Below are 26,730 nucleotides of genomic sequence, written 5' to 3'. Positions count from 1 at the left end.
AAGGCGCCTTCAATCGCGAGACGCACTCCCTGCATTGCGCCTGCCACGCAGTCTGACGACAAGCACGGCGACGATGATCGCCACCACCATGGCCGCGATCACCGCCAGGCCGAACAGGCTGGTCGCGTCGAGTTCGGGCAGATTGTCGGCTCCTTTCGCCACCAGCCATCCAGGCGACAGCACGACCGGCGCCCAGATGATCGCCGACAGGATGTTGGCGGCCTGGAAGCGCCGCCTGTTCATGCCCATCATGCCGGCGACCAGCGGCACGGTGGCACGCACCGGACCGAAGAAGCGGCCGACGAAAACGGCGGCGACACCGTAGCGGTGGAAGAACAGGCGCGCCCTGGCGATCTCGCGGCGATAGCGGTTGAGCGGCCATTTGTGGACGACGCCACGCCCCAGCCATTTGCCCAGAAAATAGGAGATGGTATCGCCAAGCGCCGCGCCGAGCATCGCGGCGAGGAGAACGGGCAGGGGCTGGACGATACCGGCGCCCACCAGCCCGCCGACGATGATCAGCACCGTGGTGCCAGGCAACAGGATGCCGACCAGCACCAGCGACTCGCCGAAGGCCAGCAACCCGACCACGAGACCCGCCCAGGCCTGATGGTTCTCGATGAAACATACGCTCTGGTCGATGAACGACTGCACGCAAGCTCCGTGTTGAAAGTGTTCCTCAGCTGCCCTGTCGAGCAAGCTCCTGAGTTCGTCGAGCTTGCCGTCGAGGAGCCAGCCGTAATAATTCTCGACCGGCAGCTTGCGGCCCTTGGCGCGGGCAGGGCCGCCGCGCCGCACCCCGTTCTCAACAGCCACATCATGGCCCTGTCAAGGCTTGGCCGGGCCGCTGCCGACGACTGTCAGAACGCGGCCACAGCTATGGTAAAAAACTTGATTCAAACTTTATTGGTAATTTCTCGTTCATAACTCGTCTGGTTGTCCGTCGGCCGTCGCCTTCGGTCTGTTGTGTTCGAGTACAGGTCCAGATGCGGTTACCAGGCGTCGTGAGTTTCGTGATCGCATCGCTCTGCCTTGCCGGCTGTTCGTCGACATCGGGCATGGATGCGCTCGACATGCAGAAGCCGTCCAATGAAGTCACCAGTTCGGTGGTGCGTCCAAGCGCGCCGATCGCGTCCGTTCCGGTGGCCAGGGCAAACGCGGCGCGCAAGCGGATTGAGGCTGCGGCAGAGGATACCACCGCTCGGCCTTATGGCCTTGCCGAGGAAGAGACGGTGGCGTTTCCCGCACCCGAACTGCCCGACAGCGTCGAGCCGCCGATCGAGGAGGCCGCCCTGGTATCGCCGCCGAAGCTGTTGTCGCGGGCGGCACCGTCCATGCTGGCCGGCCCGGTCACGCGTTATGGCTTCCGCGATGCCAAGCCGATCAATTTCGGCCGCTCGTCGCCCCGTCACCTTGCCGTGCACGGGGTGGACGTGTCGCGCTGGCAAGGCAACGTCAACTGGGAGAAGCTGCGCGCCCAGGGCGCCAACTTCGCCTACATCAAGGCGACCGACGGCGGCGACCACCTCGACCCCCTGTTTATGAAGAACTGGCGTGATGCCGACGCGGCGGGCCTGAAGCGCGGTGCCTATCATTTCTTCTACTGGTGCCGCACCGCCGGCGAGCAGGCCGACTGGTTCATCCGCAACGTGCCGAAGGTCGACGGCGCGCTGCCGCCGGTGATCGACGTCGAGTGGAACGGCGACTCCAGCTGCCAGCGGCGCCCGTCGCGCGAAAAGGTCCTGGAGAAGATGCAGGTGTTCATGGACAAGCTGGAGCGCCATTACGGCCAGCGGCCGATCATCTACACGGCGCCCGATTTCTATCGCGACAACCTTCAGGGCGCATTCCCGGATTACCCGTTCTGGCTGCGCGCCGTGGCCCGGCATCCGTCAAAGGTCTATCCCGATCGCAAATGGCTGTTCTGGCAGTATTCCGGCTCCGGCCTGTCGCATGGCGTAACCGGCCGCATCGATCTCAACGTCTTCCATGGCGATGAGCGGCAATGGCGCGCCTGGGCCGGCGGCGGAGGTCGGGCCATGATGGCCGACGCGGATTAGAACCGATGGTTTCGCGTCGGCGCTCGCCCTGTCCACCTATTGGAACTGGTTGCTCCCGCCGTTCTTTTCCTCGCTCAACCGCAGCCGCGCCCTCAAGCCCATGATCTCGGCGATCGCGGCATCGATCATGGCGAGAAGGGTCAACGTGTCGTGCTGGGTCGGATCGGCCCTGACATAGGCGAGCTGGTTCAGTATATCGGTGTCATCTTCGGTTTGTTCGCTCATGCGCATCGTCCCGGCTGTTGCCTCCTGGATCTCCGTCCGATCGGATCGATCGTCCTTTTATCACGTCATCGTGCGGATGGCCCGCCGCATTGGCCACCAGTTCCTGGCGCGGTTCCCACCGTGCTTCGGACACGTCCTCGGAGGCAAGATGGAGAACATCGGTGTGAGGCTTCGGCTCGGTGGGGCACTGGTCTGCCTGATGACTTTGCTGTTGCCCGCGAGCCCGATGGCCGCGGGTCTGAAAGACGCCACCGCCGATACGCTCGACCGCTGCCTGGATGATCCAGCCAATGGCTCTACAGCAGGCCAAACCGACTGCGAGGCGACGGCATCAAGCGACTACGATCGCCGCATGAATGCCGCTTATGCTACACTCCTGCGCAAATTACCGCGCCAGGCAGCGCAAAATCTTCGTCTGTCACAACGCGCCTGGCTGGCCTTCCGCGACAGCGAGGCGAAGACACGGGGCGCTCTCTATGAAACAAGGCAAGGCACGATGTACGTGCCCATGCAGGCTGCCGACGCCACCAACATCATCCGGGATCGCGCCCTTCAGCTGGAGGGCTATGTTCGTGTCATGGCAATAGAGGATGCCGAATAGCGGCTGGTCGCCGCTCCCATGGCCACGCGACAGCATTGAACCTTGCCGGCGGTCATTTCCTGATCTTGCGAATAGACAAGACATTGCCCTCGCCATGCTGTCTATATGCGTGCTGCTGTACTCTAGTCGTCGGGGGGACGAGTTGGAGCTCAAGTTTCTGTTGGTCGGCTTTGCCTGCGCGGTCGCTGGCATGCTGTCGATCGTCACCTTCCTGAAATGGCTCGAGGTCAAGGCGGCCAGCCGCTGGTTGCCGACGCCTGGAAAGATCGTCTCGTCGCGCGTCGAGGCGCGCGAGGTGACAAGCTCGGGTACCGGCTCGGAGAGCAGCACCTCGACCGAAATCCGCAACTTTCCGGCCATCACCTATGAGTACAAGGTGGGCGGCAAGACATTTCAAAGTTCGCACTACAGCGTGCAGGAGAACCTCGGAAATTTCGAAGTCGCGGAAACCCTTGCGCGGTTTCCGCGTGGCGCGGCGGTAACCGTGTTCTATGACCCGTCCAGCCCGGGCAAGGCCGTGATCGAGCGCACCATGCCGGACGGCGCCTTCAAGTTCATGGTCCAGCTTTCGGCGGGGCTCGTGGTTGGTGCGCTGGTGTTGGTGTTTTCGGTCGGTGGCGTGCTGGAGGCTATCGGGCCGCATCTGCCCAAGCCGCGGAACCTCGGTGCGGCGGCATTCCTGCTGTTCATGGGGCTTTTTGTGCTGCGCATGGGCTTTGCCCAAAGATCGATGGCCGGACAAGCGGCAACATGGCCGACCGCTGCCGGCCGTATCGATACGTCCGGCCTGCAGGCAATCAAGACCCGCGACCGGTTTGAGGGCGGTGGGTACCGGCCTTGGCGCACGGTGTTCAAATCCCGCATCGTCTACAGCTATGGTGTCGCCGGACAGCGCTACAGCGCCGATCGCGTCGCTTTCGGCGCCAGCGTGACGGCCTCGCTGCCCGGCCTCGTCGGCGGTCAGGCGCGGCGCTATGTCGAGGGCAGCAAGGTCGACGTTCGCTATGACCCCGCCAACCCCGCCTCGGCGGTGCTCGAATGCCGGGTGCGTGGGCTATGGCTGCTGTGGGTCTGCTCGGCAGGCTTTCTCGGCGGCGCGGCCTTGCTGGTCGGGTTGGTCTGAGTGTCACCGCCTTGAGCAGCGCACGAGAGGTCCGCTGTCGAATCCGCGCCAGCTCAACCGCACCGTCGCGCCGTCGATTTTGATATGGATGGTGCGAGAAAATGGCTCGTCGAGCGATGGGTCCGCGCCGTAGCACTGGCTGGCACGAACCACCCAGCCGATGGCGGTTTTGCGAAAGATCGCGTGCTCGCAGCCGAGGTTGGGAAACGACAGGGCCGACTGATCCACAGTGAAGACAGTCTGGCGCTGGACGTCGGCGGTCGCATGGCAGTTCAACCTGTCGCTGGACCACGTCCCGACATAGGGTGCTGCCGCTACGGCCGGCACAATCGCAGTTGCGGAGATCGCTATGATCAGTGCCAAACGCTGCATCTTTTGTCTCCTGGGCCGCTGCGTTCGATCATACAGATTGCGGGTTTGTGTGGGGCAAGTTTTCGATCGAGGGACGATAAACGCAGCGGTTCCGGATTTCGTTTATGGTTTTGTACCGATGATGCGACTGTGCGGCCCGGCACGCAGCCGGCCTTGCTTCACAACACATTGCCCGAGATTTCGATGATCATTCGCAAACTGGCCTTCGTTGCCCTGGGTTCGCTCGGGCTCATGCAAGCGGCGGGCGCCAAGGAATGCCTCCTGAGCCACGCCACCTATCAGGAGCCACGCTCGGGCGCGGTCATGCAATTCCGGCCGCTGGGCAACGAACCGGCGGCACTGACGACGCAGGTGTTCTCGCTGGCCGTGCCTCATACCGGCATAAGCCTGCCGGCCGATATTACCTGGACCAACGGCAAGAATTCGTTTCCGCTCGGTACGATCCGCCATCCCTGCACCGACGACGACCGCGAAGCGGGTCTGCAAGACGACAGCGGGCTTTGCCGGATATGGGACGGGCAGGTTTATGCCCTGACCGGAGGCGGCGCCGAGCAGTTGAACTCTCGCGATGCGACACCGGCGCCGAAAGGGCTGTTGCTGCCGGATTTCGGTGCGACGTTCAGCGAATGGCCCGATTTCGCCAATGCTAATCCGGATGGCTCGGCCTGGGATGCCTTCACTTTGACAGGACGCAGCAATGAATAGCACCATGAGATCGATCGTCTGGACCTGCGCCCTGTTCGCGTCCGTGACGATATCTGCCGGGGCGCGTGCGGAGGAGCCGGTACCATCGCGGCCGCCGATCGACAAATGCGTCTGGGAAAAACTGGCCGACAAGGCGATCGGTCTGGCCGCTTGGGCGCAGCGCTGCGATTTCGGCTTTCGCCAGATCCATTTCGAGTTTGTCGGCAATGCGCTCGCCATCAAATACAGCGATGGCGGTGCGCCAGATCCGCTTGTCGAGATGTTCGACATCCAGCCTGGCGAAACCGCGGAGGCTGCCATGCGGCGCCTGTTCCTGGAAAAGACCGACAAGGCCGTCAACGCCCGCTGCGTGCTCGCGCCTTACACGGAGGGCACCGTGCCCGCCGGCGTCAAACGCTACACATTCAGTCCCGACGCCGCCTATGCGAAAGAGCTGAAGGCGCAGGCCGACCCTGACGAGGTCCCCGAACCGCCCTGCGGCGACTGGGGCGAAATGCCGGATAGCATCCAGTATTTCGAGGTGCCGGCAGGTGAGGGACACAAGCTGCTGTTCGTCCGCGTGGGCCAGGATGAGCCGTTGTTTGATGAGCAGACGCTGCGGGTGTTGCCGTAGCGGTAGGCGCTGGGAGCCCGATTAATTTCAAAGAAACTATATATAATATTTGTTGGCGTCTTTTATGGCTATCCTTGCTGCAGCTATGGAAATTCCAGCGTCGGAGGCTAGTTTCTTTGGGTCAGAGTATTTTTTTGATATAGACTGCGGAGCTAAAATATACGCAGCAAATCTTTTTGCTTGATATTCCGAGCTGTGCATTCCTGTGGCTTGGGCAATTCGCTTTTCGGAATGTTCGGATCTGTGCATATTGAACTTAGAATTGAAGAAATCTGAATGAAGTAAAACGTGGCCAAGCTCGTGCGCTATCGTCATGCGGGAGCGGTCATCGCCTTCGCACGCTGCGATATACACGCTTTCTGACACGACTATACTTACAGGATTATAATCCGTGTAAGCCGGTGTGGTCATCTCTTTGTCTGATTTTACAACAAAGCTATAATCTTTTATGATTTTAGGCAGCTCAAGTTCAACGATATCTATTACGTCGACCCATGTTTTATCTGCTACTCCAAATTTGGCCCGCACCGCATCTGCGATGCGGGCCAAAGCTGAGGCACTTAGGGCTCTTCCGACGTAGAATTCGTCAGCCATCTGCGATCCTTGTATCGCATGAGAAAGACGACATTCGTCAAATCGACCGCCAATGGGTTCGATACCGAGCCCGAAGCAGGCGGCTCGACTCGTTTGCGTCTGTCCCGCTCATCCTGCTCATACCAATGCATGAGGAAGTCGAGGTTGCCACCGAAAAACTGTGCCATGGCCTCGATCTGGGGAATTGTAGCAACACTCTCCCCGTTTTCCACACTGCAGAGTTCGGATGGCGACATTTGAAGCTTGTATGCTGCCTCATAAAGCCTGAGCCCTGCTTCAGCTCGGCAATCTCTGCAAAATTTGGCAATTCGACTCATCGCGGCAGCCCTCGATACGCCTTCAGTCCTCAGCTGCACCCGCTCGTAGCACCGCAAGTGTCGCACTTTTCACACGTCCCGTTCCGCACCATCGTGAAGTTCTGGCACTCGGAGCAGGAATTGCCGGTGTAGCCCTGCAGCAGCGACTTGGCGCGGCGGTCGGCGGCGAGTTTCTTCGCTTCGGCCGCTTCATGGGCCGCCGTGTCGGTGAACAGCGCCGCGGTGGTATCGGTCGAGGCATCGGAGGCCGCTTCCTCGAAGGCGATGTCTTCCGCCAATTCCCTAGCCCGCTCCTCGTAGTCGCGCTTGTAGGCGACCGCCTCGTCGGTTGCAGGCTTCAGCGCCAGCACGTTGGAGCCGGAGAAGGCTGTCGGCGCCGAGCGGGCAGGGGTGCCGGAGCCGGCAAAGCCCTTCGGCTCGCCTGCCCTCGACACCAGCTTCACCGGGGAACCGCGGGTCAGGCCCTTGGAGACGGCGTCGGTCTTGCCTTCGCTGATGCCACGGCCGAGTGCGGTGTTGGAGAAATCCGACTGGTCGACATGGGCGAGATCGTTGCGGCCGAGATACGAAATGGCCAGCTCACGGAACACATAGTCGAGGATCGACGTCGCGCTCTTGATGGCATCGTTGCCGATGACCATGCCGGCCGGCTCGAACTTGGTGAAGGTGAAGGCGTGCACATATTCGTCGAGCGGCACGCCATACTGCAGGCCGAGCGAAATCGCGATGGCGAAGTTGTTGAGAAGGCCACGCAGGGTGGCACCCTCCTTGTTCATGTCGATGAAGATCTCGCCGAGACGCCCATCGTCATATTCGCCGGTGCGCAGGAAGATGGTGTTGCCGCCGATCTTGGCCTTCTGCGTATAACCCTTGCGGCGGCCGGGCAGCTTTTCCTGCTCGCGCGACACGCGTTCGATGATGCGTTCGACGATGCGCTCGGTGATCTGCGCGGCGCGCGCCGCCGCCGGTGCCTGGATCAGCTGCTCGACCGCCTCGTCCTCGTCCTCCTCGCCATCGGCGAGCAGCGACGCATTGAGCGGCTGCGACAGCTTCGAGCCGTCGCGGTAGAGCGCGTTGGCTTTCAGCGCCAGCTTCCACGACAGCATGTAGGCGCTCTTGGCATCCTCCACCGTCGCGTCGTTCGGCATGTTGATGGTCTTGGAGATGGCGCCGGAAATGAAGGGCTGTGCCGCCGCCATCATCTGGATGTGGCTGTTGATCGACAGCGAGCGCTTGCCGATCTTGCCGCAGGGGCTGGCGCAGTCGAACACGGGGAGGTGTTCGGCCTTGAGGAAGGGCGCGCCCTCCAGCGTCATCGCACCGCAGACATGGATGTTGGCGGCCTCGATGTCCTTCCTGGAGAACCCCAGCGCCGGCAGCATTTCGAACGAGAAGTCGTTGAGCTGCTCGTCGGTGAAACCGAAGGTCTCCTTCACCCAGTCGGCGCCGAGCGTCCACTGGTTGAAGACGAACTTGATGTCGAAGGCCGACTTCAGCGCCGCGTTGAGCGCCGCGATCTTGTCGTCGGTGAAGCCCTTGGCCTTGAGCGAGCCGGGGTTGACGGCCGGCGCCTGGTTGAGATTGCCGTGGCCGACGGCATAGGCCTCGATCTCGGCGATCTGGCTCTCGGAATAGCCCAGCGTGCGAAGCGCTTCCGGCACGGCGCGGTTGATGATCTTGAAATAGCCGCCGCCGGCGAGCTTCTTGAACTTCACCAGGGCGAAGTCGGGCTCGATACCGGTGGTGTCGCAATCCATAACCAGGCCGATCGTGCCGGTCGGCGCGATCACGGTTGCCTGTGCGTTGCGGTAGCCATGCTCCTCGCCGAGTTCGATGGCGCGGTCCCAAGCGGCCTTGGCGTGGATGGCCAGATCCTGCTGCTTCAGGTCCGATGCGACGAGAGGCACAGGATTGACGGCCAGCTTCTCGTAGCCGTCCTTGTCGCCATAGGCGGCGCGGCGATGATTGCGCATGACGCGCAGCATGTTCTGGGCGTTGCGGTCATAGTCCGGGAAGGCGCCGAGCTCGGAGGCCATCTCGGCCGAGGTGGAGTAGGCGACGCCGGTCATGATGGCGGTCAGCGCGGCACAGATGGCGCGGCCCTCGTCGGAATCGTAGGGAATGCCCGAGGTCATCAGCAGGCCGCCAATATTGGCATAGCCGAGGCCCAGCGTGCGGTAGTCGTAGGAGAGCTTGGCGATCTCCTTCGACGGGAACTGCGCCATCATGACCGAGATTTCCAGCACCATGGTCCACAGCCGCACGGTGTGCTCGTAGGCTGCGATATCGACCGTGCCGTCGGCATTGCGGTAGGGCAGCAGGTTGATCGAGGCGAGATTGCAAGCCGTGTCGTCGAGGAACATGTATTCCGAGCACGGGTTGGAGGCCCGGATCGCACCGGCCGAAGCGCAGGTGTGCCAGTCGTTCATCGTGGTGTTGAAGTGCAGGCCGGGATCAGCCGACGCCCAGGCGGCGTAGCCGATCTTTTCCCAGAGGTCCCGCGCCTTCAGTGTCTTCAAGACCTTGCCGTCCTTGCGGGCGGTCAGGTGCCAGTCTGCGTCCTCTTCAACGGCGCGCAGGAAATTGTCCTTCAGCGACACCGAATTGTTGGAGTTCTGGCCCGAAACGGTGAGATAAGCGTCAGAATCCCAGTCGGTGTCGTAGGTCTTGAACGCCATCGAGGTGTAGCCCTGCTTGGCGAACTGGATGACGCGGTAGATGTAGTTTTCCGGCACAGCCGATTTCTTGGCCAACTTGATTTCGCGCTTCAGCGCCGTGTTGATGGCCGGATCGAAGCAGTCGTTGTCATGGCCTTCGCAGTTCACGCAGGCCTTCATGATCGCTTCGAGATGCTTCTTGACGATCTTGGAGCCGGTCACCAGCGAGGCGACCTTCTGCTCTTCATTGACCTTCCAGTCGATGAATTCCTCGATATCGGGGTGGTCGGCGTCGACGATGACCATTTTCGCCGCACGGCGCGTCGTACCGCCCGACTTGATGGCGCCGGCGGCGCGGTCGCCGATCTTGAGGAAGCTCATCAGGCCGGACGAGCGGCCGCCGCCGGACAGCTTTTCGCCTTCGCCGCGCAGCAGCGAGAAGTTCGAGCCGGTGCCGGAGCCATATTTGAACAGGCGCGCCTCGCGCACCCACAGATCCATGATGCCGCCCTCGTTGACGAGGTCGTCCTGCACGCCCTGGATGAAGCAGGCATGCGGCTGCGGATGCTCGTAGGAGGATTTCGACTTGGTCAGCTTGCCGGTGAACGGGTCGACATAGAAGTGACCCTGGCTAGGACCGTCGATGCCATAGGCCCAGTGCAGGCCGGTGTTGAACCATTGCGGCGAGTTCGGCGCGACGCGCTGGGTCGCCAGCATATAGGCAAGCTCGTCGCGGAAGGCGCGCGCGTCTTCCTCCGACGCCTTGAAGTAGCCGCCCTTCCAGCCCCAATAGGTCCAGGTGCCGGCCAGCCGGTCGAAGACCTGGCGGGCGTCGATCTCGGAGCCGTAGCGCTCGGCCTCGGGAAGCTTGGCGAGTTCGGCTTCGTCGGCGACGGAACGCCACAGGAAGGAGGGGACGTCGTTCTCCTCGACCTTCTTCAGGCGCGCGGGAACGCCGGCCTTGCGGAAATATTTCTGAGCCAGGATGTCGGCGGCGACCTGGGAAAACTGCGCAGGCACATCGATGTTGTCCAGGCGGAACACCACCGAGCCATCCGGATTCTTGATCTCGGAAAGCGCCTTGCGGAATTCGATCTCCGCATAAGCGGCCCCTTCTTGGCCTGCATGTCCTGGCTTGGTGAAACGACGCTCGATGCGCATTGGTCCGGTCCCTTTTGTCTACATATAGCGCTTTCATCAGGGGATTTCTGCCCCAAAAGACGAAACGCGCAGTCCGCCGTTTGCCGGCATTGGGAACAATGCCGGCATCTCCTCTTCGCAGGCTCGGCCACGCACACGACAATCGCCTTGCCAGGCATCTGCCGAGGCTGCCAACCGGCCCGCGGGCCCCTCAAAACTGAATTTTTCGATTCCCTCACTCGAGGGAAATTCACACTATCTAGCGTCGAACTTAGCTGCAAACACTAAATATAGTATTAACAGACAATTTATTCCAGTCCGACAATTCTCCCTTTCGTCGCCCACCCAACCCACGATCCCAACGCTTCCGCCGGCCTCGTAAACAGGCGGAAATGCGGGCAAAACGCACATAATCCGGGAAAAAGACCGGGCTCAGAACTTTCCGGTCGCGCTCTCAACAGGAGCGCATGGCCTATAAAAGGCGACTCGTTTCGAGCCGTCAAGGATTCGTTTGCGTAGCTTTTGTGACCCCAACATCTTGTGTGTCACACATGTGGATAACGGGGATAGAATCGACCCGCCGTCGGCCATCTGCCCGGCGGCAAGCCGGTGCGATCGTTGGCCAGCGGCACGGGCGCTGCGAAACATTTGCTGGGATGCCGCAAAAAGCCAGCCAAGCCGGTGGGCCGGGCCTCAGCCGTAGTGTAGCTTCGGCTTGGGTTCGGTCCCGTTGAACTGTACGCCGATCCGGTCGCTGCGGCGCCAGCGGACCTCGCAGCGATAGGCGACGCCGTCGAGCGGTATGTAGAGAAGGAAATGATCGGGAACCCTGGCTTCGGCCGGTAATTTCAGTTCGGCGCCGCCCGCATGCTGGTTGCGCACCATACAGGCGACTTCGGAATTCTGGATCCCCGTGATGACTGTTCCACCTTTGAGCACGCGCGGGCGATGCTCGCGCTGCGGCTCGCCGGGGTCGTGCTGAAGTGGGTCTGCGGGATTCGCCATCGATCAAACGCCAGGAACGATCGATCCTAACCACCAAAAATTAGCAAACCCTTGCGGCACAAGGTTGTGCGTCTGCCGCGAAAGGCGCCGATCAGGAGAACCTGCGTGGGTCGGCACAGAAATAGGCGATGATCTGGCAAAGGTCGGGTTCATTGACCATGCGCACGGCTTCGCTGGAGCTGACCCATTTGCGGGTGCGGGAGTGCTTTTCCTTCCAGCGGTCCGCGATCTTGTCGACGTGCAGTGGGAACACCAGAACCTCGCAAGGCACTTCTTCGCCCGAAGCCAGCACCTTGGCATAGAAATAGCGGCCGGCTTCAAGATGAGAGATGTTTCCGCGCAAACCGGCTTCCTCGGCGGCCTCGCGGGCGGCCGCTTCGCAGAGCGGCTCCCTGGCTTCCGGCCAGCCTTTTGGAAGCACCCAGCGGCCAGTATCACGGCTGGTGATCAACATGACCTCGACGCCGTTCCCGACATCGCGCCAGGGCAGGGCGGCAACCTGCAGACGGCACGGCGCCGTGCCGAAGAGTCGCCTGACCCTTTCAGCAAGGTGGTTGTGCGTCGTTGGCCGTGTCAACATCGGAGAAGCTAGCCCCAGCCTCCAGAATCGTTTGCCGTCTCATGAATCTTACGGCTAATTGTGACCAATAAAAGTAAAAACTTCGGTCACGCTGGCTGATTTCCGCCAACAAGGGTCGATTTCACAGGATATCTTGGCGGCGGGTGCCTCCGCGCAAGCAAATATTGGCCGTCGGCGCTGGCTTGATTGGAAAAAAGCAGCTTGCCGCGAATCAGCCGGCGTGATCGTCGGCGATTGGCTTCTGATAGGTGAAACCCATGTCCCAAGGGAAATAGATCCAGGTGTCCTGGCTGACCTCGGTGACGAACGTATCGACCAGCGGCCGGCCTTTCGGCTTGGCGTAAACGGTCGCGAAATGGGCCTTCGGCATCATTGCCCGCACGATGCCGGCGGTCTTGCCGGTGTCGGTTAGGTCGTCGACGATCAGCACGCCGGCGCCGTCGTCGGCCAGCAAGGCCGGTGTGATCTCCTTCAGCACCTGCAACTGCCCTTGGCTGGTGTAGTCGTGATAAGAGGCGACACAGACCGTCTCGATCACGCGGATGCCGAGTTCGCGCGAAATGATCGCCGCCGGGACCAGGCCACCACGTGTGATGCACACGATAGCCTTCCACTGACCTTTGCTAGTGCCGGCAAGCCGCCAGGCAAGTGCGCGCGCATCGCGATGGAACTGGTCCCAGGAGACCGGGAAGGCTTTTTCGGGAAGGGACATGTCTCGCGCACTCCACGGCACGCGGCGGCCGCGTGCAAGAAACAGGGGAATGCGCGCGGAATTAACTGGAAACCCCCGGACTTGGCAAGGGTGGCCGGCAGCAATCGCTGTGGACTTATCGCGACAGGAAGGCCGCGACCTGCGACGAGCGCAGCACCGTGCGTGTTACCCCGCCGAACAGCAGCTGGCGCAGCCAGGAGTGGCTGTAGGCGCCAAGCACCAGCAGATCGGCGCCGGTCTCGGTGATCCTGTTCTGGATTATGTCGTCGACCGAGGTACCGCCCGATTTCTGCACCGAGACGCTAACGGTGGCGCCGTGGCGCGACAGGGCCGACGCGATTTCGGCGCCCGCGGCCTCCGGGCGCTCGTCGAGCGTATCGGGCGGATCGATGACCAGTATGTCGGTTTTCTCGGCCTCGATGATGAAAGGCAAGGCATCGAAGGCGGCGCGCGCGGCCTCCTTGCTGCCGTTCCAGGCAAGCAGCACGCGTTTGAAGGTGGTGACCAGCGGACCCCCACTCGGCACCACCAGCACCGGCCGGCCGGCGTCGTAGACAAGCGTATCGACGTCGGCGCTCGGATCGCCGCCGGTCTCGCGTTGGGCGGCGATGATGAGATCGGCGGCGCGCACGCTTGAAATGCCGGTCAGTGCGCTGTCGCCGGAGAAGCTCTCCAGGCTGCGCCATTCGAAGGAAAGGCCGGAATCCTCGATCCGCTTCAGGAAGACAGCCTGGAGTTTGTCGGCCCGCTCCCGGTTCATGTCGGCGGAAACCTGCAGGAACTCCGTATCGGGAAAGCCCGTCGCCGACGTGTAGGGCACCGGGAGCGCCTCGGCATGGATGCCGATCAGATGGCTCTCGAAGCGGCTGGCAAGCGGAATGGCGCAGTCGAGCACCCGCTCGGCGTCCTGCTCGTTCTGCAGAATGGCAACGATCGTCTTGAAACGCATGATGACCCCTCGATCGTGCGAGCGACGAGCCTCGCGCCAGGGAAACGTCGTAGCGTCGTTCTTGGTTCCGGTTTGCAGCGGATCAGCTCGCCTTATCCGCGAAGCCTGCCACCATGGCCTCGACGTCGGCGCGCGCGGCTTCGAGCGCCTCCGCGCTGCGGGCACGAACGACCAGTTCGGTCCAGAACTTGCCGTCGCCATACTTCGGGTAGGAGCCGATGATCGTATCCGGATGGGCTTTCTGGATCTCGCCCAATGGCCCGCCGACAAGGCCCTCGCCGAACGGACAGTGCACCGTGGCCGACAGCATTTTGGTGCCGGCTCTCAAGGTCGGCACGACATTGTCGAGCATGGCCTGGAAGATCGAGGGCACGCCGGCCATGACATGGACGTTGCCAATGCGGAATCCGGGCGCCACGGAGACGGGGTTGTCGATATGGTCGGCGCCGCGCGGCATCCGCGCCATGCGCTTGCGTGCCTCCGTGTATTCGATGCCGCGCGCGGCATAGCTCGCCTCCAGCAGGGCATAGGCCTTGGCATCGTATTCGCAAGGCACGCCGAACGCCTTGGCGATCGAATCGGCTGTGATGTCGTCATGCGTCGGGCCGATGCCGCCGGTGGTGAAGACATAGGTGTAGCGTGCGCGCACGGCATTCACCGCCGCGACGATCTCGTCTTCCTCGTCGGGAACAATGCGCACCTCCTTCAGGTCGATGCCGATCGCCGTCATGATATCGGCGAGATGGCCGATGTTCTTGTCCTTGGTGCGGCCGGACAGAATCTCATCGCCGATGACGAGCATGGCGGCAGTGACGATTTCAGGCATGGAAGGCTCCGGCAGGACGGGTCGCCTGAAATAGCGCGGCGGATGGGCGGCGGCAATGCCGTCCAAAGGCGAACGATCCGACACGTCCACCAGATATCACCTGCATTGCAGTACCAAGCGCGGCTTGACCAGGATGGGAACAAGCCCTTCCGGATTGTCCTCGGTCGCGGAGGGCGACCAGGGCCGAGGTGGTGCCGCAATCCGTCGCGCCCGAACAGGTCACAGCCTTCGAGCGCATGGCGGCACGCGCTTTTGTCACCCGACATCACCGCCACTTCACGAGAATTTCAGGGAACCATTCGGCTGACGGTCAGGTTTACCCCGTGTCGCATCCCAAGGCGGCCAAGATCAAGATACGGAGTAAAATCAATGTACAGGAAACTTTTCGCAGCATCCGTCCTGACGATCGGTCTCGCCACATCGGCGATGGCCCAATCGTCGGACGCTACCTATTCCAACCATCACAATTGGTGGCTGTTCGGCAATGAGGATTCCTCGGCCATCGACCAGAGCACCACTGGCAGCATCAACGCCGACGGCTCTGGATTGAGCACCCTTGGCAACCCCGGCCCGGCCGGGCCTTGTGCCTCAAGCACGCCAGGCCCCGATGCGAACGCTCAGGGCAACGTCAACGATCAGTATTGCGGCAAGTAAATAGGTAGCCGCGTATTGCCTGCCGCGGGACGCCGTCTCTCCTGGCGTCCGCGGCTGGCGCAGGGCTGGATCAATCCGAGATTTCAGTCTGGGGCCGATCGCGGCCGTCGGCCAGTTCCTCGTGCCATTTGCCCTCGGCGTCCTCATACTGGATACCATCGGTGGAACCCGCCACCTGCTGTTCGGCCGAAGCGATCTCGGCGGCACGCAATGCATCCTGATGGGTGGGAAATGTCTCCGAGAAGGTCGCACCGACCTTGTAGGCCCAGCCACCGTCATGCTCGACGATCTTGTAAGTCAGCTTCGCCATCAAAACCTCCAGTTAAAAGGTCCGCCTGCTCAATGCAGCCGGTCGTCGGGCAGCTTGTCGTCGGGCACCAGCACTTCCGATTCCCTGGCCGCCTCGATCAGTGCCCGGCGCGCTTCCGCTGTCGAACGATAACCTTCCAGCACTTTGAGGCAAGTGTCGAGGGCATCACGATGACGAGGCCCGCGATTGAGCGGCCACACCGTCATCAAGCACTCGGCCGCCTCCTGGGTCGAGCGGATATGGCGATATTTGCCGACATGGCCAAGCTCGACCACGACCGGCGTTTCAAAGGGTTTGTTGTCCATCATCATGGCCGCAACGCAAACCAGCCAATTTGGTTGCAAAAGTGGCCTTCGGCCTGCGCCCAAAGGTCGCGACGCCGTTGCGCAAGCGCGCCGGCGTCGGGAGAAAGGGCGATCAGCCGGCGGCCTTCATCCAATGTTCCATCGTCGTCACCGAGCGGGCGAGCTGCGGCGCCGGATGAATCTTTTCGCTGAACGTGGCGGCCGCACGCCATCCCCAGCGCGGATCGGCGAGGAAGGCTCGCGCCAGCGCCACCATGTCGGCGCGACCCTCGGCGATAACAGCCTCGGCCTGTTTCGGGTCGTCGATCAGGCCGACCGCCCGGGTCGGGATGCCCGCGCCCTTGCGCACGGCTTCGGCCAGATGCACCTGATAGCCGGGGCCGGTGGGTAATTTCTGCAATGGCGAATTGCCGCCGCTCGAGCAGCAGAGATAGGCGACGCCTTCGGCCTTCAGCGCTTTCGCCACCTCGACCGCGTCCGCGACGTCAAAGCCGCCATCGACCCAGTCCTTCACCGACAGCCGTGCGCCGAGCATCAGTTTCGGCGCGGCTTTCTTCACCGCCCTGGCGATCTCGACGACGAGACGCATCCGGTTTTGCAGCGAGCCACCCCAGCGATCCGTGCGCTGGTTGGACAGCGGCGACAGGAATTGGAAGATGAGGTAGCCATGCGCCGCATGCAGTTCGATGAAGTCGAAGCCGGCACGGTCGGCCCGCCTTGCGGCGTCCGCGAACCGCTCGACGAGCTGCAGGATTTCCTCATCGTCCAGGGCGCGCGGCACGTTCCAGCCGGCGTCGTAGGCGAGGGCCGAGGCCGACACGGTCTGCCAGGGATCCTCGTTTGGCTGCAACGGGCCGCCGCCTTCCCAAGGCTTGCGGTTCGAGGCCTTGCGGCCGGCATGCGCCAGCTGCGTGCCGAACTTAGTGCCGGGTGCGGCCACGCGCTTGGCCGCATCCAGCGCGCGCCGCGCGGCGGCTTCATTGTCTTCGGAATAGAGGCCGAGACAGCCATGGCTGATGCGCCCGCGCCGCTCGACGTCGGTCATCTCCACCGTGACCATGCCGGCACCGGACATGGCAAGGTTCATCCAGTGGTAAAGATGCCAGTCGCTGGCCGAGCCGTCCTCGGCGGAATACTGGCACATCGGCGCCACGGCGATGCGGTTGGGGAAGGTGAGCCCATCGAGGGTGATCGGCTGGAAAAGCGATGTCGTCATGGAAAAACTCCGGGAAGGGGAATGCGCTATCTAGGCGACGGCACTCGTCCATACCACACACGAGACGGTGAAGCGCGCGCTGGCCCAATCGCCGGATTGCGCCTGTTCCGCTTCGCGGCTACGCCTGCGTCCGCCAGCCAGCATCGAGGTGTCATATGGAAGACCGCGTTCGTATCCGCTCGGAAGAGGTTCTCTCCGACGACTGGGCGGTCCTGAAAAAGACCGTGCTCGACTATCGCCGGCGTGACGGTCAATGGGAGACGCAGGTCCGCCAGACCTATGATCGCGGCGACGGCGCGGTGATCCTGCCCTATGACCCCCAGCGTTCGACCGTGCTTCTGGTGCGCCAGTTCCGTTATCCCGCTTATGTCACCGGCCACCGCGAGCCGCTGATCGAGGCCTGCGCCGGCTTGCTGGACGAAAACGATCCGGAAACCGCCATCCGCAAGGAAGCCGAGGAAGAACTGGGTTACCGGTTGAAGGACATCGAGCGGCTGTTTTCGCCTTATATGAGCCCGGGCAGCGTCACCGAGCGGCTCTGGTTCTTCGTCGCGCGCTACTCGCCCGCCGACCGCATCTCGGCCGGCGGCGGCGCTCCGGAGGAGGGCGAGGACATCGAGGTCCTGGAAATGCCGCTCGACGAAGCGCTGGCCGGCATCGCCGATGGCCGCATTGTCGATGCCAAGACCATCATCCTGATCCAGCACCTGAAGCTGAATCCGGTGACGGCTTGATCAGAGACCGAGCGATCTCAATTCAGCCCGCGTGACCCAACAGTCGGGTGGTGGCCGCGTCACGATGATGTTCGGAATTAACGCGATCGACGCCTTCGACGGTTATGGCGAACGTGCCGTTTTCCGTCCTGGCTATCCAGCCCTTTGCTTTCAGATACCAGAGGTGAAACTCGAGGTGCTCTTGCGGACAGCCGGACATTCGTTCGAGTTCTTCATCGCCTATCCCGGGATGATTGACGTCCTGTCGGCGTTTTACATACAGCAGTGACAGCACTTTGGCTTGAATGACGGAATCTCGATCGAAGCCCTTTGTGTTGCTCGCCTCATCGGTCAGCTCGGCCCGGTGGTTCAAATGCGCCTTGTACTGAATGTCGTACTGCGCACGCTTGACCGGATCCTTGAGCGTGTTGTGAGCCTCAAGAATATCGCTGAAGCGTGACTCGTTGCCGGTGACTTGGTTGTCGGGGTGGTAGCGCATGGCAAAATGCCGAAAAATGCGTTCTATCGTCTCCGAATTGGCATTCGGACTGATTTCCAGCATTTCGTAGAAGTCGATGAACATACCTGGCTTCCCCATGCCATTTTCGCCGTCTGTGTCTCAGCGTCAGGTGACAATTTTGGCGACGACCATAGAGTATATATTTCACGATTTACTAATGTGCCGAGCGTACAAAGGGTCAGATACACGAATTAAGCGAAAACGTCAGACCTTTGCGTCCTGAGCTGCAGACCTTGGTCTGGTAGCATTTCGCTCGTCGGAGGCGGCTTGCCATGACCGATAAACCTTCTGAACCTCCAGTAGAGCGTCGAACGCACTTACGCGAGGTGGTTTTGAAGGAGGCGTTCATAATCACGCAGGATGGCGAAATAGGCTGCGCCGTCAGAAACCAGCATGAGCATGGCGCCGAGTTGCGTGTCGCTGTGGGGGTTGAAGTGCCAAATACCTTCCGGCTGCGCGTGCCGTTGGACGGTGCGACTTATCGAGCGGAAGTGCGCTGGAGAAAGGGCGAGCGACTGGGCATCCAGATCCACGGCAATTTCTCGCTGAAGGTCACCTAAAGGCGGTAAGTCGGTTGACACGAGGGCACCCAGCACTGCGTTGCCGGTGGCTTTCGTCGTCTCGCATCCCGCCGCCATCTCATCAATCCTGACGTTGTCGCCGATCGCTTGCTATATATTAGAGCGAGCGCATATTATGCCTTGGGGACCAGGGCGGGGAATTGAGAATGTGCTACACCTGTGATGGCAAAGCGGTCGACCGGAGGGATTTCCTCAAAGTCGGCGCGGGGCTCGTTGCGTTCGGCGTTGGTGGGGCCACATGGTCGGCGCGCGCGGCCCAAGGTGCGGTGACCGCGCTGAGCCTCGATGACGCGCTCGCCGCACTGAAATCCGGCAACGAACGCTACGTCGGTCACCCGGAACTCTGCTCGATAGACCTTGCCGCGCAGCGGAATGCTGTTGCCGCACACCAGGCGCCCTGGGCCACGATCATCAGTTGCGCCGACAGTCGCGTTCCGCCTGAACTGATCTTCGGCGGTCACGGCGTTGGAGAGCTGTTCGTCGCCCGGAATGCTGGCAACCTCGTCGACACTGCCACGCTCGGCACGGTCGAATACGGGGCAGCGGTGCTCGGCTCGCCCTTGATCGTTGTTCTCGCGCACACAAACTGCGGCGCCGTCAAGGCGGCGTGCGACGTGGTGACCAAGAACGCGACCTATCCTGGCGCGATCGGTCCGATGATCGAACCGATCCTGCCCGCGGCGATAGCAGCGCGGAGCGAAGCGGGTGATTTCGTCGACAACACCGCCAAGGAAAGCGCACGGAGGACCGCGAGGCGACTGGCCGCCTCGAGCAAGGTGCTGGCCGGCCTCATCAAGGCGGGGAAGCTGAAGATAGTCGCGGCAATCTATGACTTGCAAACGGGTGCGGTGACTTACATCGAATGATACACCCGTCATCGAGATCGAAGGCTCTGGGGGCCTCGTCGGCGTCTGGTTTGGCTTGCCTTCCGTGGGGCGGTGACGGCCACCTATCTCGGCTACAAGGGGCGCGGCAGGCGTTCGGCAGGGCGCAAGGACGCGCCGGAATAGTGATGGCGGTCATCAACTGACGCCTTGCCATTGCCAATCGGAATGAGCGGCATGCGCGAAGCTTTCATCGCAGTGGTAATCTTCCTATGCCTGACGGTGGCCGCGCTCGCCAGCACGGCGATATGGCCAAAATTGCCAGCCAAACATCGTGATGACGACACGAACACCGTGGTTCGGCACGCCGCGAACCTGTTCGGGGTCATGACCTCGCTGATGCTCGGCCTGATGATCAACTCGGCCAGGAACACCTTCGAATCGATCGACCGCAACGTGCACGCCTATGCGACCGAATTGATCCTTCTCGACAGGACCTTGCGCCAGTATGGCCCGCAAACCGACACGGTACGCCAGCCGCTGGTCGTCTATGTGCAGCGTGTGGCGGGTGATTCTTCGCCCACCAGCGAGACGCTGGTCGCCGCCAACCGGCTCTCTGAGCAGTTGCTGGCGGAAATCGGCACCCGGCTGAGTGCGCTGGCGCCGACCGACGATGCGCATGGCTTCATTGTGCAGGACGCCCGCCAGCATTTGCAGAAAGTGCTGGAGTTGCGCTGGGTGCTGATCGAGCAGTCGGAGGGCACGATCCCGGTGCCTCTGATCACGCTCCTGGTTACCTGGCTGGTGCTGATCTTCGCCAGCTTCGGCTTCAGGGCGCCACGCAATACGATCACCATTTCGACCTACGCGGCATCGGCGGCTTTGGTTGCCGGGGCGATCTACCTGATCTTCGACATGGACGTGGCTTTTTCCGGCCCGATCCAGATTTCAATGGCCCCGATGCAGAGGGCGCTGTCCGAGTTACAGCAGTGATCCGCAGCAGTGGCACGCCGACTAAACGACGCTGCGGCGGTTCAACAGAGAAAATCCAAATTTGAAAACTTTTTTGGTGCGGACGACGGGAATCGAACCCGTACGATCAGAGATCGAGGGATTTTAAGTCCCTTGCGTCTACCAATTCCGCCACGTCCGCAGGCACGTCCTTTTCAGATGCCAGACACAGCCCGTCAAGTCGTGTTCTGCGGTGGCCGAACGCGCACCCAGAGGAGGTGGCATAACGATACTGGCGCGATCGCGGAATTATGCGCGCCGCGGGGCATCGGTAAATATCTGCGTGGCGGATCTGATCCGCCTAGGCCGGCGCCTCTCAGGCCAACCCATCCCCCCGCCCACTTGGGGGCGCCGGCCGCCCCCTTTCCAGCAAGTAGCCGCCGCCGTTGTAAACCTGGGCCGTAAACGTCACCCGTGGAACTACGTTCAGAATTTGTAGCTGAGATTGATGCCGACCGTGTTCAGTTTCACGCTCTGATCGCGGTCGTTGAAGGGGGCTGGCGCCTCGTGGTTCTCTGAGCCGAAGTCGTAGTAGCGATATTGCGCGCCGACGACGAACTTGTCGGTCAGCGCGTAGTCGACGCCTGCGCCCACGGTCCAGCCGACATTTGTGCCCGTGTTGTCGAACCCTGGCCCCGAGGTCTGCGACGTCTCGATGCCGGCAAAGGCAATGCCGCCGATGCCATAGACCAGCAGGCGGTCCATGGCGAAGCCGGCCTTGGCGTTGACCGACCCGAACCATTTGATGTCGGCGCCGAATGTATCTCCCAGGCCCGATTGCGCCGTGCCGTCGACCGAGGAATAGTTGAGGTCCGCCTCGGCGCCCAGCACTGCCTGATCAAACTGCCAGAGGCCGGCGACATGGCCGCCGACGAACCCGCCACCGACGTCCGGCGTGATGGAAAACGGCGCGCCTTCCGTCGTGGTGATCTCGGAGCGGCCCCAGCCATATCCTGCCTGCAGGCCCGCATAGTAGCCGGTCCAGTCGAAGCCAGGCGCGGTCATCGGCACATCGACTGTCGTGTCGGCAGCAAATGCCGGCAAGGACAGGGCAAGAAGACCGGCACTTGCGACCATCAGGCGATGCATCGAACTCCCCGAGAAGAGTCATAGATCCCAGGTCGGAGCCTAACCTGATTTCCGGCAAAACGGAATCGGATTTCTGCAAACGCGGTTAGCGTCCTCGCGGGTCTCAAGGAGTCGGCGGGTAGCGTCCTGCCGCGATTGCGGTGGCGCGCGCCTCGTGCGAAACAGACCGCCGCCCAAAGGAGGATCCTTCATGCGCATCTTGTTCCGCTTGGTCGCGGCCGTCGCGGCGGTGGTGCTGGTCGGTCAGGCCGCGGTGGCCGAACCACTGACGCTCATCATTGCCAAGGCCGTGGCCGTTCCCGATTCAGTTTCGGGGCAGGCCAAGCTTAGCCTGAAGCTCACTCCCGTGAAACCCGGGTAATCCGGCAATCTCCAGGCAAATCCATTCTTCCTCGCTGGCCAAAACGCCGTCGGCTTGGCACAGTCGGACAAACAGGAGTCTTTGATGATCAGGAAGCCGCCCGTCCGCGCGACGAAACCCAAACCGTGGACCGAAATGGCGACCGATCTGGTCGATGTCGCGATGGGCCGCAAACCCGCCGATCTGGTCATCCGCAACGGGCGCTGGGTGAACGTCCATTCGGGCGAGATCATCGCCGGCACCGACATCGCCATATCGGGCGGCCGCTTCGCCTATTGCGGGCCGAATGCCAGCCACACGATCGGGCAGGGCACCAAGGTGGCCGACGCCGGCGGCCGCTACCTCGTGCCCGGCCTTTGTGATGCCCACATGCATGTCGAGAGCAGCATGGTCACAGTCACCGAATTCTGCCGCGCCGTCATCCCGCACGGCACCACCTCGATGTTCATCGATCCGCATGAGATCGCCAATGTGCTGGGCCTGCCGGGCGTGCGGCTGATGCATGACGAGGCGGTGGCGATGCCCATCAACGTGCATGTGCAGATGCCGTCCTGCGTGCCGTCGGCACCGGGGCTGGAGCATGCCGGCGCCGAGCTGACGGTCGCCGATGTCGCGGAAGCAATGACCTGGGAAAACATCATCGGGCTCGGCGAAGTGATGAATTTCCCCGGCGTCGCCGCCAACGATCCCGTCATGTCGGGCGAGATCGCCGCCACGGTTCAGGCTGGCAAGACGGTTGGCGGCCACTATGCCTCGCGTGACCTTGGCTTGCCGTTCCATGGCTACGTCGCCGGCGGCCCAGAGGACGACCACGAAGGCACGCGGGCCGAGGATGCCATCGCGCGCGTGCGCCAGGGCATGAAGGCGATGCTGCGGCTGGGCTCGGCATGGTACGACGTTGCCTCTCAGATCAAGGCGGTGACGGAGAGCGGCATTGATCCGCGCAATTTCATCCTCTGCACCGACGACAGCCACTCCGGCACTCTTGTCCAGGACGGCCACATGGACCGGGTGGTGCGCCACGCCATCCAGCAGGGGCTGAAGCCGGTGACCGCGATCCAGATGGCAACGCTCAACACCGCTCAGCATTTCAAACTGGAACGCGAGATCGGTTCGATCGCGCCGGGGCGGTTGGCCGACCTGCTGGTCGTCTCCGATCTCGCCGCAATGAGCATCGACGAGGTCTATGCGCGCGGCGTCAGGCTGGCCAAGGGCGGCAAGCTGGACATCGATATCCCGGCCTATGATTATCCGAAGACGGCGAAGAACACCGTCAAGTTGGGCAAGAAACTGAAGGCCGGCGATTTCGATATCGCGGCACCCAAGGGCGCCAACGAGGTGCGGGTGCGGGTGATCGGCGTCATCGAGAACCAGGCACCGACGCGGGCCCTGGAGGCCGATCTGCCGGTCGAGGACGGGCTGGTCGCGATGGACCGCCGCAACGACGTCTGTCAGATCGCGTTGGTCGAACGGCACAGGGGCACGGGTGGCGTCACCAATGCCTTCGTCTCCGGTTTCGGTTACATGGCCGACTGCGCCATGGCCTCCAGCGTCGCCCATGACGCCCATCACATCATCTGCGTTGGCACCAACAAGCAGGACATGGCGCTGGCCGTGAACCGACTGGGCGAAGTCGGCGGCGGGGTCGTGCTGTTCTCCAGGGGCAAGGAACTGGCGCTGGTCGAAATGCCGATCGCCGGACTGATGTCGGACGAGCGGGCCGAGATCGTCGCCGCCAAGGCCGAGAAACTGACCGAGGCGATGCGCAAGATGGGTTGTTCCCTGAACAATGCCTACATGCAGCACTCGCTGCTGGCGCTGGTGGTCATTCCCGAGCTCAGGATTTCCGACGTCGGCCTGATCGACGTGACGACGTTCCAGAAGGTCGATCTGTTCGTCTGAGACCAGCCGTCCGCTCGTGGCTGCTCAGCCGCCGGTGGCGATGGTCAGCACCTTGAACGGCGTCGTGATGATGACTTCGGCGGCGGAGCCGACGACCTTCCCCAGGCCCTGACCGATATTGGCGAGCTGTGCGGGGTTCTCGTCCGCGGCGAGCCCGGCCGGCGTGCGCAGCCGGTCGCCCAGCAATTGCACCAGGAACGGGTTGTCGGCGAATTTCGCGTGGTTGAGACCGCCGTCACCGCCTTTCGTTTTGGTCAGATCGACCACCGACACGCCATAGGAGGCGAGATCGGCGGCATCGCCATAGTCGCCGACGCGCGGTTTGTCGCCGGAGATGAACGAGGACAATTTGAGCGCCCGGTCGTCGCCCGAAAGCAGCACGGCGAACGGCTTGTTGGGTTTGCCATAACGGATCATCTGCTTCTTGAACACGTCGACATCGATGTCCGGTGAGGCAAGGATGACATAACCCAGTTTGCCGCCGAGATCGCGGTCGCCGGTGATGGCAAGTTGGCGCAGCGCCTCCATCGTCAGCCAGGTTCCCATCGAATGGGCGATGATGTCGATGCTCTTGACGCGCGTCTTGGCGAGCATCCTGAGCGTTGCCTCGAGATCGTCACGGGCGGCGGTGGAACTGTCCTTGTCGTAGATGTAGCCCGTCGTCTTGGCGCTCGATGCCCATGAGAACAGCACCGGAGTGCCCGGATATTTGGTGTCGTGGGCGATCTGCGTCAGCCGGTAGATGCCGTCGTCGAAACCATTGTTGAAGCCATGCACGAAAACCAGCGCCCGGTCGCCGCGCATGGCGATGTCGGAGCCGACCGCCTTGGCGAATTGCGGCGCGCCTTCGTAGAGGGTGACGTCCGTGGCCGCAAAATCCTTGGCCGGATTGCTGTTGGCGGAACCCTTGGCGCGCTCGATGTTGCCGACCTGATGGCTCTTCGGAACCGTGACATCGACCCGCGCGAAACTGGTGGTCAGGGAACGGTCGCCGTCGAAGACCTGTCGCGGGTCCTTCACCGCTTTCTGGCGGGTGGTGGCGACAAATATCTCATGGGTGGCCGCAATATCGGATGCCGGTACGGTGACCGTCGTCTTGTTGAGCAAATCATGCGTATTTCCGGCGCAGCCAGCGACCAGCAGTGCGAACGCGACGACACCGAAACTCTTCAAGCGCAAGGCCACGCGTCGGCTCCCGCATAGGGGGACGTCAAACGCATGACGTCGCTCGATACTCCGATAAGGCCAGAGGCGGGCGCGGTCCAGTTCAAAGTGAGCCAATCGTTCGGCGATTCTGAACGGGCACGGCGAAATCCGCTGCGCCGCATCTACTGTCCAAGCAGGCTGATGCGGTCGGTCACGTCCCGGTCGCTGGCGAAACCATCGTCCTCGCGCAGCCGCTGGCCGATCATCTTCACCAGTGCCGGATTGTCGGCGAATTTCGTGTGGTTGAAGCTGTCGCTGCCCTTGACCTTGGAGAGATCGACGACCGTCACGCCATAGGAGGCAAGGTCCGCGGCATCCTTGTAGTCGCCGACGCGTGGGCGCGAGCCGGCGATCAGGCCGGACAATCTCAGCGCGCGATCGTCATCAGACAACAGCAGGATGAACGGCTTGTCCGGCTTGCCATAGCGGCGCATCTGGCTCTTGAACACATCGACGTCTATGTCGGGAGAGGCGAGCACCACATCGCCGAGCTTGCCGCCGAGGTCGCGGTCACCGGTGATGGCGAGTTGACGCAGTGTCTCCATCGTCACCCAGGTTCCCATCGAATGGGCGACGATGTCGATGCGCCGCGCGCCGCTCTGCGCCAGCATGCGCAACGTCACTTCGAGCTGGTCGCGGGCGGCACTGGCACTTTCCTTGTCATAGACATAGTCGGTGGTCTTGGCTCCCGAGGCCCACGAGAAAAGCACCGGCGTTCCCGGATAACCGGAATCGTGGACGATCTGGGTCAAGCGGTAGACGGCGTCGTCGAAGCCGGTGTTGTAGCCGTGGACGAAGACCATGACGCGGCCGCCGCGTGCCGCTATGTCGGCGCTGAGCGCGCTGGCGAATTTCGGCTGCGTGTCGTAGCCGACGACTTCGGAAGCCATGAAATACTTGGCCGGATCGTTCGATTTGCCGCGTGAGCGCCGCTCGATCTGCCCGGTCTGGTGGAGACCGGGAACGGTGACGTTGACGCGGGCGTAGTTCAGCGTCGCCGAGCGTTCGCCGTCGAAAACCTTGTTTGGATCGTCGGAGGCCTTACGGGTCGTGGCAATGAAGATCGAGTGGTTGCCTGCGATTTCCGTTACCGGCGCGGACATGACCGCGCTGCCGAGCAGTTCCTCGGTTTTGCGGCCGCCGCAGCCCGCCACCAGCAGCGCAAGCGCAAGAATGCAAATCGTCTTCAAATGCACGTCAAAAATCCACTCGAGCCCAAAAAGGGCCAATCCACCCTCCGCGATATCTCCCCAGCAGGCGAAGTGCGGCGGAAGTAAGTCGTGTCCAGCCAAAATGCGGTCGGCGCCTCGCGACCGCGGGCGCAGTGTTGCGCGAAAGCCAAAGCGGGTGGCAAGGCCGGAACGTCGCACAAGTCAGGCACCTGCAACTGGCCGGATGTCGAACTTCCGCGTCCACCAATGCGCGGCTCAGCGCGACGAAGAGGCATGAACAAACGTCCCCAAGTGCTTGCTAGCATTTCGGGAAGGCGCCGTTGCGGGCACGGGCTCGACCGGGCAATGGTCTTGCGGGGCCGGATGTGTAATAGGGTTCTCCTCTAA

The 26,730-nt window shown here is 62.2% G+C and carries 30 protein-coding genes and 1 tRNA gene; 12 read left to right on the top strand and 19 right to left on the bottom strand.

All coding sequences use genetic code 11. The features are described 5' to 3' along the window. Window positions 1-9: 9 nt before the first annotated feature. Window positions 10-654: a DedA family protein gene (locus tag LB557_RS01480; RefSeq protein WP_318011724.1), complete on the bottom strand. Its 645-nt coding sequence runs from the start codon at window positions 652-654 to the stop codon at window positions 10-12. Window positions 655-986: 332 nt separating this feature from the next. On the opposite strand from LB557_RS01480, the gene LB557_RS01475 reads away from it, so the two are divergent. Beyond that, complete coding sequence (locus tag LB557_RS01475; protein WP_140720606.1) at window positions 987-2,060, top strand: GH25 family lysozyme; 1,074 nt, start codon at window positions 987-989, stop codon at window positions 2,058-2,060. 36 nt (window positions 2,061-2,096) lie between these two features. Here the strand turns inward: LB557_RS01475 and LB557_RS01470 are convergent, their stop codons facing one another. Further along, on the bottom strand, window positions 2,097-2,285 hold the full coding sequence (locus LB557_RS01470) for a hypothetical protein (RefSeq protein ID WP_140662059.1): 189 nt from the start codon (window positions 2,283-2,285) through the stop codon (window positions 2,097-2,099). A 148-nt stretch (window positions 2,286-2,433) separates the two neighbouring features. Here LB557_RS01470 and LB557_RS01465 point away from each other — a divergent pair, with 148 nt between their 5' ends. After that, window positions 2,434-2,886 carry a lysozyme inhibitor LprI family protein gene (locus LB557_RS01465; protein WP_140717400.1) on the top strand — a complete coding sequence of 151 codons (453 nt, stop codon included), beginning with the start codon at window positions 2,434-2,436 and terminating at the stop codon, window positions 2,884-2,886. Window positions 2,887-3,028: 142 nt separating this feature from the next. Next, a complete protein-coding gene (locus LB557_RS01460) occupies window positions 3,029-4,009 on the top strand; it encodes a DUF3592 domain-containing protein (RefSeq protein WP_224643693.1) in 981 nt (326 codons plus the stop codon). A 3-nt stretch (window positions 4,010-4,012) separates the two neighbouring features. On the opposite strand, the gene LB557_RS01455 is transcribed toward LB557_RS01460, so the two are convergent. Continuing rightward, window positions 4,013-4,381 carry a hypothetical protein gene (locus LB557_RS01455; protein ID WP_140717398.1) on the bottom strand — a complete coding sequence of 123 codons (369 nt, stop codon included), beginning with the start codon at window positions 4,379-4,381 and terminating at the stop codon, window positions 4,013-4,015. 183 nt (window positions 4,382-4,564) lie between these two features. Here LB557_RS01455 and LB557_RS01450 point away from each other — a divergent pair, with 183 nt between their 5' ends. Continuing rightward, on the top strand, window positions 4,565-5,086 hold the full coding sequence (locus LB557_RS01450; protein ID WP_224712997.1) for a hypothetical protein: 522 nt from the start codon (window positions 4,565-4,567) through the stop codon (window positions 5,084-5,086). Beyond that, window positions 5,079-5,699, top strand: coding sequence for a hypothetical protein (locus LB557_RS01445; RefSeq protein ID WP_140717394.1), 621 nt, complete (start codon window positions 5,079-5,081; stop codon window positions 5,697-5,699). Before LB557_RS01450 ends, LB557_RS01445 begins: the two co-directional genes overlap by 8 nt. Window positions 5,700-5,735: 36 nt before the next feature. Here the strand turns inward: LB557_RS01445 and LB557_RS01440 are convergent, their stop codons facing one another. From LB557_RS01440 to LB557_RS01405, 8 genes are all read right to left on the bottom strand, one after another. Beyond that, window positions 5,736-6,293 (bottom strand): ImmA/IrrE family metallo-endopeptidase, encoded by a 558-nt coding sequence (locus tag LB557_RS01440; protein ID WP_224643691.1) that lies wholly within the window; start codon window positions 6,291-6,293, stop codon window positions 5,736-5,738. Next, window positions 6,260-6,610 carry a helix-turn-helix domain-containing protein gene (locus tag LB557_RS31805; RefSeq protein WP_140717390.1) on the bottom strand — a complete coding sequence of 117 codons (351 nt, stop codon included), beginning with the start codon at window positions 6,608-6,610 and terminating at the stop codon, window positions 6,260-6,262. The genes LB557_RS01440 and LB557_RS31805 overlap by 34 nt, the downstream gene beginning before the upstream one ends. Window positions 6,611-6,639: 29 nt before the next feature. Continuing rightward, a complete protein-coding gene (locus tag LB557_RS01430; RefSeq protein ID WP_224643690.1) occupies window positions 6,640-10,428 on the bottom strand; it encodes a vitamin B12-dependent ribonucleotide reductase in 3,789 nt (1,262 codons plus the stop codon). A 672-nt stretch (window positions 10,429-11,100) separates the two neighbouring features. Beyond that, a complete protein-coding gene (locus LB557_RS01425; RefSeq protein WP_140616952.1) occupies window positions 11,101-11,412 on the bottom strand; it encodes a PilZ domain-containing protein in 312 nt (103 codons plus the stop codon). Window positions 11,413-11,503: 91 nt separating this feature from the next. Beyond that, entirely contained in the window at window positions 11,504-11,992 is a 489-nt protein-coding gene (locus tag LB557_RS01420; protein ID WP_015318085.1) for an NUDIX hydrolase, read from the bottom strand. Window positions 11,993-12,203: 211 nt separating this feature from the next. Beyond that, window positions 12,204-12,704: a xanthine phosphoribosyltransferase gene (gpt, locus tag LB557_RS01415; RefSeq protein WP_015318084.1), complete on the bottom strand. Its 501-nt coding sequence runs from the start codon at window positions 12,702-12,704 to the stop codon at window positions 12,204-12,206. 115 nt (window positions 12,705-12,819) lie between these two features. Further along, on the bottom strand, window positions 12,820-13,653 hold the full coding sequence (locus tag LB557_RS01410; RefSeq protein ID WP_224643689.1) for a universal stress protein: 834 nt from the start codon (window positions 13,651-13,653) through the stop codon (window positions 12,820-12,822). An 82-nt stretch (window positions 13,654-13,735) separates the two neighbouring features. Next, complete coding sequence (locus LB557_RS01405; RefSeq protein ID WP_224643688.1) at window positions 13,736-14,479, bottom strand: competence/damage-inducible protein A; 744 nt, start codon at window positions 14,477-14,479, stop codon at window positions 13,736-13,738. A 369-nt stretch (window positions 14,480-14,848) separates the two neighbouring features. Here LB557_RS01405 and LB557_RS01400 point away from each other — a divergent pair, with 369 nt between their 5' ends. Next, window positions 14,849-15,133, top strand: coding sequence for a hypothetical protein (locus tag LB557_RS01400; protein ID WP_015318081.1), 285 nt, complete (start codon window positions 14,849-14,851; stop codon window positions 15,131-15,133). 70 nt (window positions 15,134-15,203) lie between these two features. Here the strand turns inward: LB557_RS01400 and LB557_RS01395 are convergent, their stop codons facing one another. From LB557_RS01395 to LB557_RS01385, 3 genes are all read right to left on the bottom strand, one after another. Next, entirely contained in the window at window positions 15,204-15,443 is a 240-nt protein-coding gene (locus LB557_RS01395; RefSeq protein ID WP_015318080.1) for a DUF2188 domain-containing protein, read from the bottom strand. A gap of 29 nt (window positions 15,444-15,472) precedes the next feature. After that, window positions 15,473-15,751, bottom strand: coding sequence for a DUF982 domain-containing protein (locus LB557_RS01390; RefSeq protein ID WP_032935880.1), 279 nt, complete (start codon window positions 15,749-15,751; stop codon window positions 15,473-15,475). Window positions 15,752-15,860: 109 nt separating this feature from the next. Then, window positions 15,861-16,964 (bottom strand): NADH:flavin oxidoreductase/NADH oxidase, encoded by a 1,104-nt coding sequence (locus LB557_RS01385; protein WP_224643687.1) that lies wholly within the window; start codon window positions 16,962-16,964, stop codon window positions 15,861-15,863. A 155-nt stretch (window positions 16,965-17,119) separates the two neighbouring features. On the opposite strand from LB557_RS01385, the gene LB557_RS01380 reads away from it, so the two are divergent. Continuing rightward, a complete protein-coding gene (locus LB557_RS01380) occupies window positions 17,120-17,698 on the top strand; it encodes an NUDIX domain-containing protein (protein ID WP_023773121.1) in 579 nt (192 codons plus the stop codon). Window positions 17,699-17,720: 22 nt separating this feature from the next. Here the strand turns inward: LB557_RS01380 and LB557_RS01375 are convergent, their stop codons facing one another. Beyond that, window positions 17,721-18,260 carry a J domain-containing protein gene (locus LB557_RS01375; protein ID WP_015318076.1) on the bottom strand — a complete coding sequence of 180 codons (540 nt, stop codon included), beginning with the start codon at window positions 18,258-18,260 and terminating at the stop codon, window positions 17,721-17,723. A gap of 209 nt (window positions 18,261-18,469) precedes the next feature. On the opposite strand from LB557_RS01375, the gene LB557_RS01370 reads away from it, so the two are divergent. The 3 genes from LB557_RS01370 to LB557_RS01360 all read left to right on the top strand — a co-directional run bounded on the left by LB557_RS01370 (window position 18,470) and on the right by LB557_RS01360 (window position 20,595). After that, window positions 18,470-18,757 (top strand): PilZ domain-containing protein, encoded by a 288-nt coding sequence (locus LB557_RS01370; RefSeq protein WP_140720594.1) that lies wholly within the window; start codon window positions 18,470-18,472, stop codon window positions 18,755-18,757. Window positions 18,758-19,044: 287 nt separating this feature from the next. Further along, window positions 19,045-19,644 carry a carbonic anhydrase gene (locus LB557_RS01365; protein WP_224643686.1) on the top strand — a complete coding sequence of 200 codons (600 nt, stop codon included), beginning with the start codon at window positions 19,045-19,047 and terminating at the stop codon, window positions 19,642-19,644. Between the two features lie 195 nt (window positions 19,645-19,839). Next, the gene (locus LB557_RS01360; RefSeq protein ID WP_224643685.1) at window positions 19,840-20,595 is read left to right on the top strand and encodes a DUF4239 domain-containing protein; all 756 of its coding nucleotides are present in this window, start codon (window positions 19,840-19,842) and stop codon (window positions 20,593-20,595) included. Between the two features lie 74 nt (window positions 20,596-20,669). Here LB557_RS01360 and LB557_RS01355 read toward each other — a convergent pair. Next, window positions 20,670-20,755 (bottom strand) — tRNA-Leu (locus tag LB557_RS01355). Window positions 20,756-21,039: 284 nt separating this feature from the next. Then, complete coding sequence (locus LB557_RS01350; protein WP_224712996.1) at window positions 21,040-21,702, bottom strand: outer membrane protein; 663 nt, start codon at window positions 21,700-21,702, stop codon at window positions 21,040-21,042. Between the two features lie 190 nt (window positions 21,703-21,892). On the opposite strand from LB557_RS01350, the gene LB557_RS01345 reads away from it, so the two are divergent. Both LB557_RS01345 and ade read left to right on the top strand, forming a co-directional pair. Then, the gene (locus tag LB557_RS01345) at window positions 21,893-22,063 is read left to right on the top strand and encodes a hypothetical protein (RefSeq protein WP_181171038.1); all 171 of its coding nucleotides are present in this window, start codon (window positions 21,893-21,895) and stop codon (window positions 22,061-22,063) included. Window positions 22,064-22,147: 84 nt separating this feature from the next. Then, window positions 22,148-23,965, top strand: a complete 1,818-nt coding sequence (gene ade / locus LB557_RS01340; RefSeq protein ID WP_015318071.1) for an adenine deaminase — start codon at window positions 22,148-22,150, stop codon at window positions 23,963-23,965. A gap of 24 nt (window positions 23,966-23,989) precedes the next feature. Here the strand turns inward: ade and LB557_RS01335 are convergent, their stop codons facing one another. Continuing rightward, window positions 23,990-25,150, bottom strand: a complete 1,161-nt coding sequence (locus LB557_RS01335) for an alpha/beta hydrolase (protein ID WP_224644333.1) — start codon at window positions 25,148-25,150, stop codon at window positions 23,990-23,992. A 143-nt stretch (window positions 25,151-25,293) separates the two neighbouring features. Next, the gene (locus LB557_RS01330) at window positions 25,294-26,367 is read right to left on the bottom strand and encodes an alpha/beta hydrolase (protein ID WP_083883249.1); all 1,074 of its coding nucleotides are present in this window, start codon (window positions 26,365-26,367) and stop codon (window positions 25,294-25,296) included. Window positions 26,368-26,730: the final 363 nt, after the last annotated feature.

It is taken from the genome of Mesorhizobium sp. BR115XR7A (genome assembly GCF_020165315.1).
GTDB classification, from domain to species: domain Bacteria; phylum Pseudomonadota; class Alphaproteobacteria; order Rhizobiales; family Rhizobiaceae; genus Mesorhizobium; species Mesorhizobium australicum.
This window is presented reverse-complemented; position numbering and strand designations above follow the sequence as displayed.